The sequence below is a fragment of the Bifidobacterium sp. ESL0827 genome, assembly GCF_052606685.1.
Genome location: NZ_CP199597.1, coordinates 2108086 through 2123209 on the forward strand (window position 1 = coordinate 2108086; position 15124 = coordinate 2123209).

A 15124-nucleotide genomic window follows, 5' to 3' on the forward strand; every position below is an offset into this window, starting at 1 on the left:
CGAGTGACTTTGAAAGACGTGGGTCTATGGATTCCATTTTTGAAAGAACCAAGCATACTCTGCTGGCTGTCGCTTATGGCGATGCCATGGGTATGCCAACCGAAAATTACACACGTAAAGGCATCGCCCGCCAATTTGGCAGAGTGACTACATTTCTGCCAAGTCCTGTTGACGAGGCAGCTATATACCGGCGGCTAGCAGCAGGTGAAGTAACTGACGATACTCAACACACGGTGTTTGTTTGCGAGTCCCTTTTGCTGGGTCATGGACGAGTGCAGGCAAAAGATTTTGTTCAACGGTTGATGCGCTGGTTGGAGCATGATGACAAGAGTCAATATGTCGTAGGCCCCAGTACTGTACGGGCGCTAAAGGCTATCGAAAGCGGTGTATCGATAACTGAGGCTGGTACTACTGGAACCACCAATGGAGCAGCAATGAAAATTGCGCCAATCGGTTTGGTCCACTCCTATCTGGATTTGGACGATATGGTTCAACAGGTTGCAGAAATCTGTATGCCCACGCATAATACCCAAATTGCTATACAAGGGGCTTCGGTTATCGCTGCAACGGTTAGTTACTGTTTTGATCATCCGGTGATCGATTGGGATGAGCTCTATGAGCTGATAAGGCAGGCGGCTGCCGCTGCAGAAGCTTTCGGTGTTCCTCGTCCGGGTCCTGATTTGATGGCTCGCATACATTTTGGTTGGCGACTGGCCCAAGAAGAAAACGAAGATCGCTTCCTGGATTGTTTATACAGCTTCATGGGTACAGGCATGCAGACTATTGAAACGGTCCCGGCGGTATTGGCTATTGTCCGAAAATGCTCTGGAAAGTTGAAGCCATGCGTGCATATTGCGGCTAATATCGGTGGCGACACAGACACGATTGGTGCTATCTGCGGTGCTATCTGCGGGGCCAATCATTTTGACCTGGCACAGGTCGACCAACAAACCCTTATAGCAGCCAACGATATTGACTTTGACGATCTTGCTCGTCGTATGGCTGAATTGATCAAAGAGACTCGGAAGGCATCTCATGCTAGTTGATAAGTTTTCTGGTAGGGCGAGGACCATCGCCATTGCCATAGGAGTTTTGCAGATCTATTTTGCTTGTATCGCAGCGAATGTGATGGACCCGGCTCTGCATGATCTACAGACCTTGTATCCAGGTATATCGCACGAAAGAATAGCTTCGCTCATCACCATACCTAATCTATGGTCTATTCCAGCCTCGATTTTTTCAGGACTGCTGACAGGGCGCCGTTTCAAGTATCGCCAGGTTTTATCAGTTTCTTTTATGCTGATTGTTTGTTCGGGAATTGCACCTATGTTTCTCCTGTCTTTTAATGCCATGATCATAGCCCGCATGTTTCTCGGCTTCGGTTTAGGTCTGCTGTTCCCGCTGGGCAATGCGTTGATTATTGATTTATTCCCTAGCGAGCGCCGAGCCTATATGTTTGGTGTAGGGGAAGTTGTGAAGAATGTGGCACTTATTTTGTTGCAGATGATCGTCGGTCTTCTTGTGGGGGTTTCTGTCCGCATCAGCTGGGGCGCATATCTGCTGATATTGCTCAGTTTTGCTCTCTTGCTTTTGTTCTTGCCTGAGCCCAAAACCAAGCCGATTCAAGAGCAAACGCCTCTGCGGATCGCTATCAAAAATCTTCCCAATAGGTTATATGTATTTGTGATTTTTTATTGCATTTGCATGATTGTCCAAACGGTTTACCAGTTGAATTTGTCAAGCATTATCGTCACTGAACACCTAGGGAACGCCGCTACAGCAGCGACAGTGCTATCAACTGCTACATTCACGGCTATGTTTGCAGCTCTATCCTTTGGATTTATTCAGAAGGTATTGAAAGATTATACAATCACATTCTGCACAGGCGCGCTAGCCGTAGGAACCTTGCTCATATCCCTGGCACATACTTTGCCCTTGATGTATGCCAGCGCTGTAGTTGTTGGAATCGGGCTGGGTACTATGTCGTCGTCCTTCTACATGAAAATAGCTGACTGTGCAAACAATGAGAATGCGGCACTCGTATCTGGATTCCAAGTTGTTCTAGGTGGGTTAGGTGGATACCTGCCGCATTATTTCCTTCTGCTGGTTGCGGTGCTGTTCCACACTGAATCCCTACGTCTGCCAATAACGGTAGGAGCATTCTTATTGGCAGCAGTGTCAATTGGTTTTGCATTTTTCTACCTGTTGGCCCATCACCGGCGTAGAGCATCAGTCTGAGATTCAGAAGTCATTTCCCAACTGCAGTTTGGAAAGCGATGGGGTCCCTTCTCCTTTGGGAAGGGACCCCATCATGATTTCATCTTCGGGTCAGTTTGTGGAGCTGACGGTGGTCACCGTGATGGGGGTGTTGTCGTCCACCTTGCTGCCGGCTCCGGGACTTACAGCGGTCACCTTGTCCGTGTCCTTGCCGACTGAAGTGATCCTGTCGGCGCTGACACCACTGTTGGTCAGCTTCTGCCGGTAGCTGCCCAAGGTCTCGCCCGGGGCGATGACTGGGACGCTGATGGCCGTGGTCAGGGTGATGGTGTCCTTGGACTTGTCGAAGGAGGCGCCTGAGGTGGGATCCTGGCCGGTGACCACGGCGTTGTCGTTGTTGGGGCCGTTGACCTTGATGTTGACCCCCTGGCCGAGGTTGCGCTTGGCTTCGCCCAGGGTCATGTCGATGTAGTTGCCCAGCTTCATACCGGTGCTGACGGTGACTATAATCATGGCTCCCTGCTGGATGGAGGATCCGGCAGCCGGGTCGGTGCTGATGACCACGTCCTTGGCCACGGTGTTGGAGGCCTGCTCGTGGATGGTGATGTTGAAGTGCAGACTCTGCAGGGTCTTGGTCGCGTCGTCCTTGCTCTTGCCAGACAGGTCAGGCACCTTGGTCATGCCCGAGGAGATGTAGAGCAGGATGCTGGTTCCTTTGGCCACGCTCTGGCCGGCGGCGGGATCCGTGCGGGTCACATGGTCCTTGGGCACGTCTTGGCTGTCTTCTACCGAGGCGGCGGGAGAGGCCTTGAATCCGGCCTTCTCCAGGGTTCTGCGAGCCTCCTGCTGATTCATGCCCTTGACGTCGGGAATGGCCGTGTCCTTGGGCCCGGAGGAGAACCAGACGGTCACTGTGGAGCCTTTGGGAGCCATGCTTCCGCCCTTGGGGCTCTGCTTGGTGAAGGTCCCCTTGGGCTCGGCCGAGTCATGGTCCTCCTTCTCCTGGTAATTGAAGCCTGCGGCGGTGACCTTCTCACGGGCGAGAATTCGCGACATCTGAGCATTGATGGTGGGTACCTCGGCCATCTGATGGCGGTTTCGGCTCATGTAGGTCACGCCAAGTCCGGCGGCCACCAGAAGCAAGGCCGCCACGATGGCGCTGATGATGATCTTCTTGCGCCGTTTGGACTTCTGCTGAGCCGCCTTGGTGGCCGTGCGCTCAGCTGTGGCAAGATCGGTGGCAGCGGCCGGACTGAGTGGGTCCTGAACAGGGTTGAAGGCCTGGGTGGCGGCCGTCTCCTCTTCGGTCAGCGGCATGGTGGCCGTTTCGGTGCCCTGCTCGGCATCCTTGCGGGCCTTGACGTTGGCCAGGTCGGTCAGCGGGTTGAATGCGGCAGCCACCGGGGTTCCGCCATTCATGAAGGCCAGGATGTCGCTCTTGAAGGCTGAAGCCGTGGCATACCGGTTCTGGCGGTCCTTGGCCATGGCCTTGGCACAGATGGAATCCCACATCTTCGGCAGGCCGGGCACGATGGTGCTAGGTGGGGTGGCCACCTCGGTGACGTGCTGATAGGCGATGGCTACGGCTGAATCCCCGTTGAAGGGCGGCCGCCCGGTCAGCATCTCGTAGAGGACACAGCCGGCCGAGTAGAGGTCGGAGCGCATGTCCACGCTCTCGCCGCGGGCCTGCTCAGGGCTCAGGTACTGGGCCGTGCCCACCACGCCCTGGGACTGGGTCATCGTGGCGGCCGAATCGTCCATGGCCCGGGCGATGCCGAAGTCCATGACCTTGACGATGCCCTGCTCCGAGATCATGATGTTGCCGGGCTTGATGTCCCGGTGGATGACCCCCATGTGGTGGGAGTAGTCCAAGGCGCTCAGCATGCCAAGCATGACCTGCTCGCTGTCGCGCTGGCTCAGGGCGCCGTTCTCCTTGAGGATGGACCGCAGGGTCTGGCCTTTGACGTACTCCATGACCAGGTAGGGCACCCGCTCATGGTTGCCTTGGTCGTCGGTCAGTATCTCCTCGCCCGAGTCATAGATGGAGACGATGTTGGGGTTGTTGAGCAGCGCGACCGAGTGGGCTTCCCGCCGGAACCGCGATAGGAAGACTTCGTCGTTGGCCAGATCGGACCGCATGATCTTGACCGCGACCGTCCTTCCCAGACGCGTGTCCACAGCCTTGTGGACCTCGGCCATGCCACCGCGTCCGATCAGCTGTCCCAGACGGTAGCGTCCGTCCGCTAGGGACGGCGGCAGTGTGATGCTCATAGGGTATCCCCTCCGTTCGTCGCTTCAAGGCCGCGCTGTGCGCTTCCTTCTCCATAGTGCCCCCAGAAGGGCCTGAAGATGTCTTTTACCGCGTATGGCCTGCTCACGATGCGTCGAGGCATGGGTGCGCGCGGATTGATGACCTCCGTCTCGCCCAGCTGCTGGTCCAGCAGCCGCTGCTCGATTTTGGCCAGCGTGTGCGAGACCACCAGGGCATTCGCCGGACGGTCTCGCGGGTCCTTGGCCAGCATGGACATGACGAAGTTCATGAGTTGATTGTCCACCGAGTCGGGCAGCGGCGGCACAGGGTCGTTGACGTGTGCTGCAGCGATGTCCACCGGGGTGGCGCCGGTGAAGGGTCGGTGCCCGCAGAGCCCCTCGTAGGCCACCACGCCCAGGGAGTAGATGTCGGACTGGGGCGTGGCCTGGAGGCCCTGGGCCTGCTCGGGCGAGATGTACTGGGCCGTGCCTACCACCATGCCATCCTGGGTGATCTGCCCCTGGTTGGTGGAGTAGGAGACCCCGAAGTCGGTGATCTTGACCTCGCCGGTGTCGGAGACCATGATGTTGGCCGGCTTTACGTCCCGGTGGATGACCCCGTGCGAGTGGGCTACGTAGAGCCCCCGGGCCGTCTGTATCAGGATGGGCAGCAGCTCGATGGGGTCCAGGGCGCCCCGTTCCCGGTAGATGTCCGCCAGGGATTGGCTTGGCACGTACTCCATGATCAGGAATCCGATGCCATCGTGCTCGTAGTACTCGAAGAGGGCGGCGATGTTGGGGTGGGCCAGGTTGGCGGAATTGTGTGCCTCGGCCCGTAGCCGCAGCAACTTGGACTCCTCGTTGGTCAGGTCCTCGCGTAGGGCCTTGATGGCCACCACGCGGCCCAATTCGATGTCGTAGCCCTTCCAGACCTCGCCCATGCCCCCTTGGGCCAGGCGACGGTCCAGACGGTACCGTCGATGGATGAGCTGTCCCTGTACTAGTTTCACTTGGCAGCCTCCTGCATGACGCGTTTCATGATCGGCCCGGCAATCTCCATGCCATAGGAGGAGACGCCATGCACCACGACGGCAACAGCCACCTTGGGGTTATCGGCCGGGGCGAATCCTACCATCCACCCGTCATTTGCCGTATTGCCTGCACCGATCTGAGCTGTGCCGGACTTGGCCGCCACCTGCATGCCGGGGATAGCCAGATTGGGGTAGCTCTTGGTGGTCACTGCTTCCATCATGGTGGTTAGGGCCTTGGCGGTGTCCGAGGAGAAGGCCTGCGAGTAAACCGAGGGCGTGGTCTCGCTGATGACGCTCAGATCGCTGGAGCGCACCCGATCAACCAGGGTCGGCTGCATGAGCTTGCCACCGTTGGCCACGGCGGCGGCGGTCATGGCCGCCTGCATGGGGGTGGACAGGGTGTCTCCCTGGCCGATGGAGGCCAGAGCGAGCCGGTCCTGGGACTGGTCCTCGGGGAACTTGGAGGCCACAGCCTTCATGGGTCGGCCTGTGGAGTTGGTTCCATCCAGGGTGATGGTGGAGCCGTAGCCGAATTTGCGTGCCTGCTCGGCTAGCGTCTTGCCGCCCAGGCTAACTCCCAGCTGGGCGAAGGCTGTATTGGAGGAGTATGCTAGGGCATTTTCCAAGCTGATCCGGCCGTTGGCTCCGTTGCCCGTGGTTGTGGCGTTGGTCAGGTTGTAGTTGGTGCCGGGCAGGGTGTATGAGGCCCCGGCCGGTAACTGGCTGTCGGGGTGGTATTGGCCGGACTCTAGGGCGGCCGCTGCCACGACCACCTTGAAGGTGGATCCGGGCGGATACAGTTGTGAGGTGGCCCGGTTGAGCATGGGGTTGTCAGAACGGGAGGCCAGCTTCTGGTAGGCCTGGGAGGCATCACCGCTGTCGTGGGCGGTCAGGTCGTCGGGGTTGTAGCTTGGCGTGCTGACCATGGTCAGGATGCGGCCGGTGGAGGGCTCGATAGCCACCACCGATCCGGACAGGTTGCCCAGCATGTCGTAGGCGGCCTCTTGCATCTTTGGATTGATGGAGGTCTCGATGGAGGCACCCTTGTTCTGGGTTCCAGTGAAGAGGGACTTGAGCCGGTCCATCCACAGGCTGTCCGATTGGCCGCTCAGCAGACGGTCGCGTGAAGCCTCGATTCCCCGGTCTGCTGGGCTTGTGATGGAGTAGTAACCGGTGATGGGCGAGTAGACGGCACCCTTGTGGTAGTGCCGTTGGTACTGGAAGGAGTCGTTGATGGGGTCGGACTGGGCCATGACGGCGCCGTCCGAGGTCAGGATGGCCCCCCTGGGTGCCGCGTACTCATGGTAGAGGGCGCGCAGATTGCGGGAGTCCGAGTTAAGGCTCCCTGCCCTGATCACCATGATGATGGAGCTGGAAAGCCCCAGGATGACGAAGAGGACGATGACGGCGTTGAAGAGTTGGCGCAGGGCCTTGTTCACTGTCCACCTCCTCGGACCTGGCGGACGGGGATGCGGCCGGTGGCTGGCAGGTCGGTCTCCTCATCCTGATCGGTCGGCTCGTCCGGCTCGGCATGACGACTGTGGGACTCTTCAGAGTCCGAGTCGTCCTGTCCGTTGCGCTTGCTGGTTTCCTGCTGGCGCAGGACGGCCAGGGCCTCGTATTTGAAGGTGTCCGAGCTGACCTCCGGCGCAGGCTTGTTGGCCGCGTTGGAGATGATGATCAGCAGGACTGCCAGGATGCAGTTGGCCACCAGACTGGAGCCGCCTGCCGCCATGTAGGGCATGGTCAGTCCGGTCAGGGGGATGACCAGGGTGATGCCGCCCACCACGGTGAAGACCTGGAAGGCCATGGTGAAGACCAGACCGGAGGCCAGGAGCTTGCCGAAGCCGTCTTTAATCTTCATCGCCGTGATCATGCCCGAGGCCACGATGACCAGGTAGAGGGCCAGGACCACAAGCAGGCCGCTCAGCCCCAGCTCCTCGCCCACCGACGTATAGATGAAATCGGAGTTGGCCAGGGGAGTGATCCAGGGGCGTCCCTGGCCCAGGCCGGTGCCGGTCAGTCCGCCGGCAGCCAGACCGAAGATGCCGCGCACCAGCTGGCCGGACCCGCCGAAGGCCTTGCCGAACTCAGCGTCGCTGAAGGGGTGCAGCCAGGCATCCACACGGGCACCCACATGTGCGAAGATCATAGAGGCGGCCACGGCTCCAATGACGAAGAAGACCGAGCCGATGGCGATCCAGCTGGTGCGGCCGGTGGCCACATAGAGCATGGAGACGAACATGGCGAAGTACATCAACGAGGTGCCCAGGTCATGCTGGATGACCAGGACGGCCAGCGAAATCAGCCAGACAATGATGATGGGGCCAAAGTCCTTGATTCGTGGCATCCGCATGCCCAGGAACTTCTTGCCGCCCACGGCCAGCTGGTCTCGGTGGTCGAACAGGTAAGCGGCGAAGAAGAAGGCCAGGAAGAGCTTGGCGAATTCGCCGGGTTGCAGGGTGTGTGACCCTATGCCTATCCAGATGCGGGCGCCGCCGATCTCGCGGCCGATGCCGGGAAGCATGGGCGATAGGAGCAGGACCAGGCCCATCACCATGCTCACATAGGAGAAGCGGCGCAGCAGCCTATAGTCCCTGAGCAGCACCACCAGCAGCCCGCACAGGACCAGGGCCAGACACAGCCAGATTAGCTGGGTGAAGCCCACTCGTGTGGGCTGGCCGATCCGGGCGTTGCGCAAATCTATGCGGGTGATCAGGGTGATGCCCAGGGAACTCAGGATGACGATGCTGGGCAGGATGGCCTGGCTACCGTAAGGCAGGAAAATCTCCAGCAGGACCCAGAGGGCGATGAAGAGGGCGGCGGTGACTGCCAGCAGGGCTGCGTAGTCACCGGGGAAGCGGCCCGCCGCACGGGCGAACATCTGGAAGAATCCGATGAACCCCACCAGCAGGGAGAAGAGCAGAAGGCCTATGCGGCGCAGACGGGTGATGATCATGATTACTGCCGCCCGCTCTGGTCGGTTTTCGACGGTGAGGGCGAGGCTGAGGGGGAAGTCGTCGCCTGGCCGGACTCGTCCTTGGCTTCCTTGGCCTGCTCGCGTTTGAGGTCGCCGGCCTCCTTCCGGATCAGACGGGCGTGCTCCTTGGCGTCGTCCATGCTGGAGACGGTGATGCCCTCTTCCAGTTGGTCACGCCAGGACTGGGGAAGCCCCTTGACGGCGATGTCCGTGGTCTGCACCGGGTGGGACAGCGAAAGGGCGAAAGCCTTGGTGGGCACGCCCTGGAAGATAACCACACGGCCCTGGTCCGTGCCCAGGTAGTACTGTTCCTGGCTCCAGCGGTAGGCAGCCGCCGTGCCTCCGGCCAGGGCAAGAATTACCAGGGTGATGATGCCGGCCAGGATCAGCCGAATCCGCCGATGCCGGGAGCGCTGGCGCTTGCGCTGCTCCAGGTGCTCCTTGTGGATGGCATCGGCCACGTCTGGATCGTAGGGATCGGCAGAGTCTGAGCCGTCCTTCTTGTGGACGATGGGGATCTCGCTGGTGTCGGGCACATGCCGTTCACCGCTCTCCTCGCGGGCAGCCGAGGGCTGGGCGGTGCGGCCGTCGTCATCCTCGTCCTCCTGCTTGCTGGCATCCCGATCCTGAGCCAGGTCGGCGGCCCGCTTGGCGGGAGACTCCCGGGACTCGTCGCGCAAGCGCGGTGCAGCTGCTACGGGCTCATCCAGGATGTCGGCCAGGGCCTCCAGGTTGGAGCTGGCCGCGCCACCGATCAGAGGAGTCTGATGGGGCAGGTCGAAGGCATCGGCGTCCAGGGCCAGTGTGGCGTCGGCGATGACCACGGTCACGTTGTCGGTGCTGCCAGCCTTGAGGGCGAAGGTGACCAGCTGCTGGGCGCACTCCGCCTGGTCCGAGACCGAGGACAGCACCTCGGCGATGGTCGAGTCCTCCAGAACGCCGCAGAGACCGTCCGAGCAGATCATCCAACGGTCTGCGGGCAGGGCCTTGGAAATGGAGATGTCCGGGCGGGGGTCGATGTCGAAGTCTCCCAGGACCCGCATGACCACGTTGCGCTGAGGATGGTTGCGGGCCTCGGCCGGGGAGATGCGGCCGGTGTCGATCAGGTGCTGCACGTAGGAGTGGTCCTGGGTCATCCGGATCAGCTTGCCCTCCCGCAGGAGGTAGCCCCGGGAGTCCCCGATATGGGCCAGCACCCAGGAGTCGTCGGCCAGAGCCAGGGCGGTGACCGTGGTGCCCATGCCTGAGAGCCGGTGTTCGCGCTTGGCCTTGCCCACGATGGCGTCATGGGCTGCGATGACTGAGGTCTCCATCATCCGAGCTAGGGATTGCACGTCCTGTTCCCGGTCGTCACGTTCAATGTGGGCCAGGGATCGGATGGCTATGGTCGAGGCCGTGTCCCCGCCTGCGTGGCCGCCCATGCCGTCGCACATGGCCACCAAGCGCTCGCCTGCGAAGGCGGAATCCTGGTTGTTGCTGCGCACGTACCCCACGTCTGAAACCGCCGTGGAGTAGAGGAACAGCTTTTGGCTCGCATCGTTCCTGGTCATGGGCGGCTACCTCAACTCGAAGGTGGTGGCTCCGATGCGTACAGGAACCTCCGCCGGTAGGATTGTCGGCGCTGTGATTTTCTGCCCCGAGACGACGGTGCCGTTGGTGGACCCAAGATCTTCGATGGCCCATCGCCCCGATGCAGGGTCCTGGTAGACCCGCGCATGATGGCCGGAGACGAACTCGTCGTCCAGCACCAAGGTGTTCGAGGAGGAGCGGCCCAGAGTGATGGGACGTCCGGACAGCGGAGTGGAGGAGCCGGCCAGAGGTCCGTCGATGACCACAAGCAGGGAGGGATCGTCGTTTGCAGGCTTTGTCTTGCTGACTGGGGGGATAGGCACGGATTTGGCGGCCGCCGGCAGCTTGCGCTGGGCTGCGCGTTCACTGCGTCGACGGGTATGAGAAGTCTTGGGGCTGAAGGTCTCGATGTCTTTGCGGAGTGAACGGATAGCCAGCCACACGAATACCCATAGCAGAGCCAGGAATCCGTATTTGAGGATGGCGAATGTCAGTTCAGTCAGCATAATGATTCGACCTTACTTCAAGGTCTGGGCGACTTACGAATCCTGTTCCTGCGACGATGCCCAGTAGAGGATGCGGGTACGGCCGATGGTGATGGTATTGCCGTCCAGCAGAGTGGCCGCGGGAACCTGATGTCCCTCTACATAGGTGCCGTTGGTGGACCCCAGATCGCGGGCTACCACGCCCTTGTCGGTGATCTCGATCTGGAGATGTCGGCGGGAGATGCCTGCATCGTCGATGACGATGTCGCAGGAGGATCCGCGGCCGATGGTGGTGATGGGGGCGGTCAGCAGGTACTGGCGGCCGTTGATCTCCAGCACCGGGCAGTCCTTGGACTCTTCGGGAGTGGTGACGGGCGCCGCGTTGCCCTGGACCGACTCGGCAGACAGGTGGAAGTCACCCTTGTTCAGGTTGAGGTCCTCCTCGAAGATGACCACGACCGGGCCGACGAAGGCATAGTGCTGGCTTTCGGCGTACTTGGTCAGGTTGTCTGCCAGCTCGTTGGCCAGAGCCTCCGAACCCCACTGCTCGATGCGGTCAAAGTCTGGTGTGGATAGTCTGAATCGATACTCGTTGGGCGCCACGGTGCGGTCGCGACCGACGGGCATGGCCTGTGAGTCTATCTCACGCTCGAGGGCGCTCGACAGGTCGACGGGCTGTAGGTCCTTGGAGCCGAACTTCGAGAAGACACCGTTAACGGCGCCTTCCACGCTCTTCTCGAAACGATCGAGAACGCTCATAGTCATCCCTTTCCATATAACCCTTTCATAGTACGTGACCCTGCCGGAAGGGGGTAATGAGCGGTCGGATGCTTGCAATTTCTCCAATGAAGAGGTTCGAACGACCCGCGACTGCAAGGTATGAGCAAGTATGAATAAGGCCCGTGGCCACAATGGACCAGGGGCCTTTGAACTTCGATCATCAATGGGTCAGGCCGAAGCCTGCCGACTCACAGAGCCAGCTTGCGACGCAGTCCCAGAGTGATGCCGGCAGCCAAGCAGAGCCCAGCGGCGATGGCCAGAGGAGCCACGGTGTCAGCGCCGGTCTTGGCCAGATTGTTGTTGTCGCTCTCGGTGTTCTTCTTGGCAGGATCCTTGGCTGGATCCTTGGCGGGAGCCTTGTCATTGTCCTTGGCAGGCTTCTTGGTGTCGTCAACCGGAGTGGTCTGACCAGGCTTAACAGGCTGGGTGGGAGCAGCCGCCTTAGTGTACCTGGCTACGAAAGTAGTATCTTCGGAAAAGGTGGTCGCGGGGTCGAAAGCTTTGCCGCCTTCAGCAGCAAACCATCCATCAAAAGTGTAGCCGGGGTAGATGGCTGGGTTACCAGGCTGTGCAACCAGCTTGTGGCCATCTTCCGTCTGCAGCTTCTGCGCAACAGGCTTGCTGTTGTCGTCACGTGGATCCTTGCTAAGGAAAGTGACGATGTTTGGCTGGTCCCAACGCGCGTAGACAGTGGTGTCGGCGGTGAAAGGTTTGTTGAAGTCCACTTCGTCGGAGGCCATAGCGGTATAGGTCCATCCGGCAGCCTCCCAAGGCTTCTCTTCAGTCTGCAACTCTTTCATGTAGTCAGGCAGTACTGCCTTGGGGATTGACTCGGAATCCAACTTGCCGTTTGCGTCGGTCTGTCGTGTCTCTCCTGTGGTCGAAGTCCAATCGCTAACGAATGTGATTGTGTAGGGAGCGGCCTTGGTCTCCGACTCTTTGTTACCTTCCACAGCCTGGGCCACGGTTGGCAGCAATGCCAATCCTCCTGCCAGTGTGGCGCCAGCGGCGAGCACTGCGCATGCGCGTTTAAAACGAACCATGATATTCATTGGTTACCTCTATTTTCTCTGTTGTTTTTGTTCCTCGGGTAACAGCTCGAAGCGTCCTGCCTTGACACACCTCACTACGAGGAACTGGCGTCATCGGCCAAGCCTTTGGCGATGACACAGTAAAACTTTATCGCAAGAAATAGTCATTGACTGATAATCGTTCAAAAATCAAGTTATTAAGTAGGATAAAATATTGCTGTATAAGAATAATCAGTGGTTGAAGCTCGTTGGAACAGCAGCAGTAGTTGAGACTAATCGAATTCCCCTTTGGCGCTTGGGCGCTTATCATCGTGGCAGACGCATGGTCATGGGGATCATGTCAGAGATATTCGAGGAGCGAGCATGGCCGAAGAGGTGGATCGGGCGATGGAGGCATATCCGCGGGCCAAGGCCCGGACCCTGCGGTTTACGTTGGGTGCGCCACGGTCGGCCCTGGCGGTGGGGGACGGTTCACGAGCCGTCTTCCTGCGCTCCGACGGGCCTGAGGACCTGGTGACTGGGCTCTGGTTGTCTGTCTTTGACCAGGAAGGCCGACACCATGAGGTGCTCCTGGCTGACCCTAGGACTCTGCTGGAGGATGCGGATCAGGAACAGGTGCCAGCCGCCGAGCTGGCTCGCAGGGAGCGCTCGCGAGAAGGCGGCGAGGGCATTGTTGATTACAGCGTGGATGCTGCCGGGGACCGGGTGGTCTTTGCCTTGGGTGGCCGGCTCTGGCTGTCGCTGATAGCCACTGATGGTCTCACCGCCTCCACACGGGCCCTGAGCTTGGAAGACGGTGATTCGGTTGCGCTTAATCCCGCCATCAGCCCGGACGGTACTATGGTGGCCTATACGACTGGCGACCGGCTAATGGTGGTCTCCATTGGGCAGGATGCAGGACAAGACCGAGAACGGGCTGTTCTCGCCCTGCGCCCTGGCACTGATGATCGGATGAAGCTGGGGCTGGCCGAGTTCGTGGCCGGCGAGGAGATGGACCGTTACCAGGGGTTCTGGTGGTCGCCGGATTCCCGGGCCCTGCTGGTCGAGCACACTGATTCCTCCGATGAGCCGATCTGGTACATCAGCGATCCGGCCAATCCCCAGGTCGGACCGCGCGCCCGGCGGTATCCCCAGGCTCTGACTGCCAATGCCCGCGTCGGGCTGAGCCTGGTCCTCCTGGGCCAGGATGACGCCGACCCCTGGGTGGGCGAGGTGGACTGGGACCATCGGGCCTTCGAGTACCTGGCCGTGGTCCGCTGGCAGGAGGGGCATCGGCCCCTGCTGCTGGTTCAGAACCGTCGACAGACTGAGGACAGAATCCTGGATGTGCAGGTGCCGGATGCCCGTCAGGGTTTGGAGCCGGGGCAGAATATGACCTTGCTTGATCCCGAGGCGGCACCCAAGGTGGCCACCAGGGTGCTGCAAAAGCATGACAACGACCAGTGGATCGACCTGGTGCCCGGGCTGCCGGCTTACCAGCCCCAGGGCGGGCTGGTGGATGCCTTTATCGACACAGAAACCGACACCACGCGGCTGCGTCTTGATGGAAAGGTCTTCTCTCCAGCGGGCTGCCAGGTTCGGCAGGTGCTGTCTGTGGAGGATCGCGATGTGCTGGCGGTGGTCTCCACCGATCCCCGCAGCTTCGATCTGATGCGCCTGAGCTATGACGGTTCCATCCATGTGCTCAACCGTCTGCCCGGAGTGTGGTCCGCCTCGCGAGCCGGACACGGCATTGTAGTCAGCGGCCGGACCATGGCTTCGGCGCAGGGACAGGTGCGCCACTGCTATCTGGGGGCTGATGGGGATCTGGACCGCCTGGGTGCTGAAGGACTGGGTCTGGTGGGCGAAGCTCGCCCGGACAGCAGCGCTAGGCAGACTGGCGAACCCGTACGGCCGGAGCATCAGGATCGTCCTGATCGTCGGGCCGTGGATACAGGTCATATCAATAGCCAGGGGGCTATGAGCGCTGTCCTGGCCGACACCAGCAGCGATCCCGGGTTCACCCCCAACGTGGACTTCGTGCGCATGGGGCAGCACGAGCTGTTCGCAGCCATCGTCAGACCCTCTGAATCCAGCCCCTACGCCAGCGCTGACAGCCTGCCCGTCCTGCTCAAGCCCTACGGCGGGCCAGGTGCCCAGCAGGTGGTCTTCAACCAGTCCTACTACTGGGAGTCCCAGTGGTGGGCCGATCAGGGCTTCCTGGTCCTGACCGCCGACGGCCGTGGCACGCCTGGTCGTGGTCCTGCCTGGGATCGGGCCATTTTTGAGGACATGGCCCAGGTGACGCTGGACGACCAACTCGAGGCTCTGGAGGCCCTGCCGGACTTCGCTCCTGAGGCCGACCTGGGGCATGTGGCCATGATCGGCTGGTCCTATGGCGGCTTCCTGTCGGCCCTATCGGTTCTGCGGGCTCCCGACCGAATCCATGCGGCCTGCGCGGGTGCCCCGCCCACGGACTGGACTCTTTACGACACCCACTACACCGAGCGCTATCTGGGCATGGATCCGGCCGTCTACCGCCGTAACGGGATCATCGATGATGCCCCCTCGCTACGTCGTCCGCTGATGCTGATCCATGGGTTCGCCGATGACAACGTCTCCGTGGCCAACACCCTGAGGCTCTCCGGCGCTCTGATGGCGGCTGGACGCCCCCATACGGTCCTGCCGCTGACCGGCATCACCCACATGACCAACGATGAGACCGTGGCCGAGAACCTGCTTATTCTACAGCGGGACTTCCTGCGGGACGCTCTCAAGAACAAGACTGACTGACAGATAGGC

10 protein-coding genes and 1 pseudogene are annotated in these 15124 nt (G+C 60.4%); 3 read left to right on the forward strand and 8 right to left on the reverse strand.

All coding sequences use genetic code 11. The features are described 5' to 3' along the window. The first annotated feature begins 26 nt into the window (after positions 1 to 26). Entirely contained in the window at positions 27 to 1046 is a 1020-nt protein-coding gene (locus ACUIAI_RS08465) for an ADP-ribosylglycohydrolase family protein (protein ID WP_445342161.1), read from the forward strand. Continuing rightward, positions 1036 to 2238, forward strand: coding sequence for an MFS transporter (locus ACUIAI_RS08470; RefSeq protein WP_445342162.1), 1203 nt, complete (start codon positions 1036 to 1038; stop codon positions 2236 to 2238). The genes ACUIAI_RS08465 and ACUIAI_RS08470 overlap by 11 nt, the downstream gene beginning before the upstream one ends. 90 nt (positions 2239 to 2328) lie before the next feature. On the opposite strand, the gene pknB is transcribed toward ACUIAI_RS08470, so the two are convergent. The 8 genes and pseudogenes from pknB to ACUIAI_RS08510 form a co-directional block, all read right to left on the reverse strand. Then, positions 2329 to 4488 carry a Stk1 family PASTA domain-containing Ser/Thr kinase gene (gene pknB, locus ACUIAI_RS08475; protein ID WP_445342163.1) on the reverse strand — a complete coding sequence of 720 codons (2160 nt, stop codon included), beginning with the start codon at positions 4486 to 4488 and terminating at the stop codon, positions 2329 to 2331. A 158-nt stretch (positions 4489 to 4646) separates the two neighbouring features. Then, positions 4647 to 5477, reverse strand: a pseudogene (locus ACUIAI_RS08480) (serine/threonine-protein kinase); the annotation flags it as partial. Continuing rightward, on the reverse strand, positions 5474 to 6937 hold the full coding sequence (locus tag ACUIAI_RS08485) for a peptidoglycan D,D-transpeptidase FtsI family protein (RefSeq protein ID WP_110412279.1): 1464 nt from the start codon (positions 6935 to 6937) through the stop codon (positions 5474 to 5476). The gene ACUIAI_RS08485 and the pseudogene ACUIAI_RS08480, both read right to left, overlap by 4 nt. Further along, a complete protein-coding gene (locus ACUIAI_RS08490; RefSeq protein ID WP_445342164.1) occupies positions 6934 to 8457 on the reverse strand; it encodes an FtsW/RodA/SpoVE family cell cycle protein in 1524 nt (507 codons plus the stop codon). The genes ACUIAI_RS08485 and ACUIAI_RS08490 overlap by 4 nt, the downstream gene beginning before the upstream one ends. A 2-nt stretch (positions 8458 to 8459) precedes the next feature. Beyond that, positions 8460 to 10028 carry a BofC C-terminal domain-containing protein gene (locus tag ACUIAI_RS08495; RefSeq protein WP_445342165.1) on the reverse strand — a complete coding sequence of 523 codons (1569 nt, stop codon included), beginning with the start codon at positions 10026 to 10028 and terminating at the stop codon, positions 8460 to 8462. A 6-nt stretch (positions 10029 to 10034) separates the two neighbouring features. Continuing rightward, positions 10035 to 10553: an FHA domain-containing protein FhaB/FipA gene (locus ACUIAI_RS08500; RefSeq protein ID WP_445342166.1), complete on the reverse strand. Its 519-nt coding sequence runs from the start codon at positions 10551 to 10553 to the stop codon at positions 10035 to 10037. A 33-nt stretch (positions 10554 to 10586) separates the two neighbouring features. After that, positions 10587 to 11291, reverse strand: coding sequence for an FhaA domain-containing protein (locus ACUIAI_RS08505; protein WP_015021121.1), 705 nt, complete (start codon positions 11289 to 11291; stop codon positions 10587 to 10589). A gap of 209 nt (positions 11292 to 11500) precedes the next feature. Further along, positions 11501 to 12364 carry an InlB B-repeat-containing protein gene (locus ACUIAI_RS08510; protein WP_445342167.1) on the reverse strand — a complete coding sequence of 288 codons (864 nt, stop codon included), beginning with the start codon at positions 12362 to 12364 and terminating at the stop codon, positions 11501 to 11503. 342 nt (positions 12365 to 12706) lie between these two features. Here ACUIAI_RS08510 and ACUIAI_RS08515 point away from each other — a divergent pair, with 342 nt between their 5' ends. Continuing rightward, positions 12707 to 15115: a S9 family peptidase gene (locus ACUIAI_RS08515; protein ID WP_254478225.1), complete on the forward strand. Its 2409-nt coding sequence runs from the start codon at positions 12707 to 12709 to the stop codon at positions 15113 to 15115. Positions 15116 to 15124: the final 9 nt, after the last annotated feature.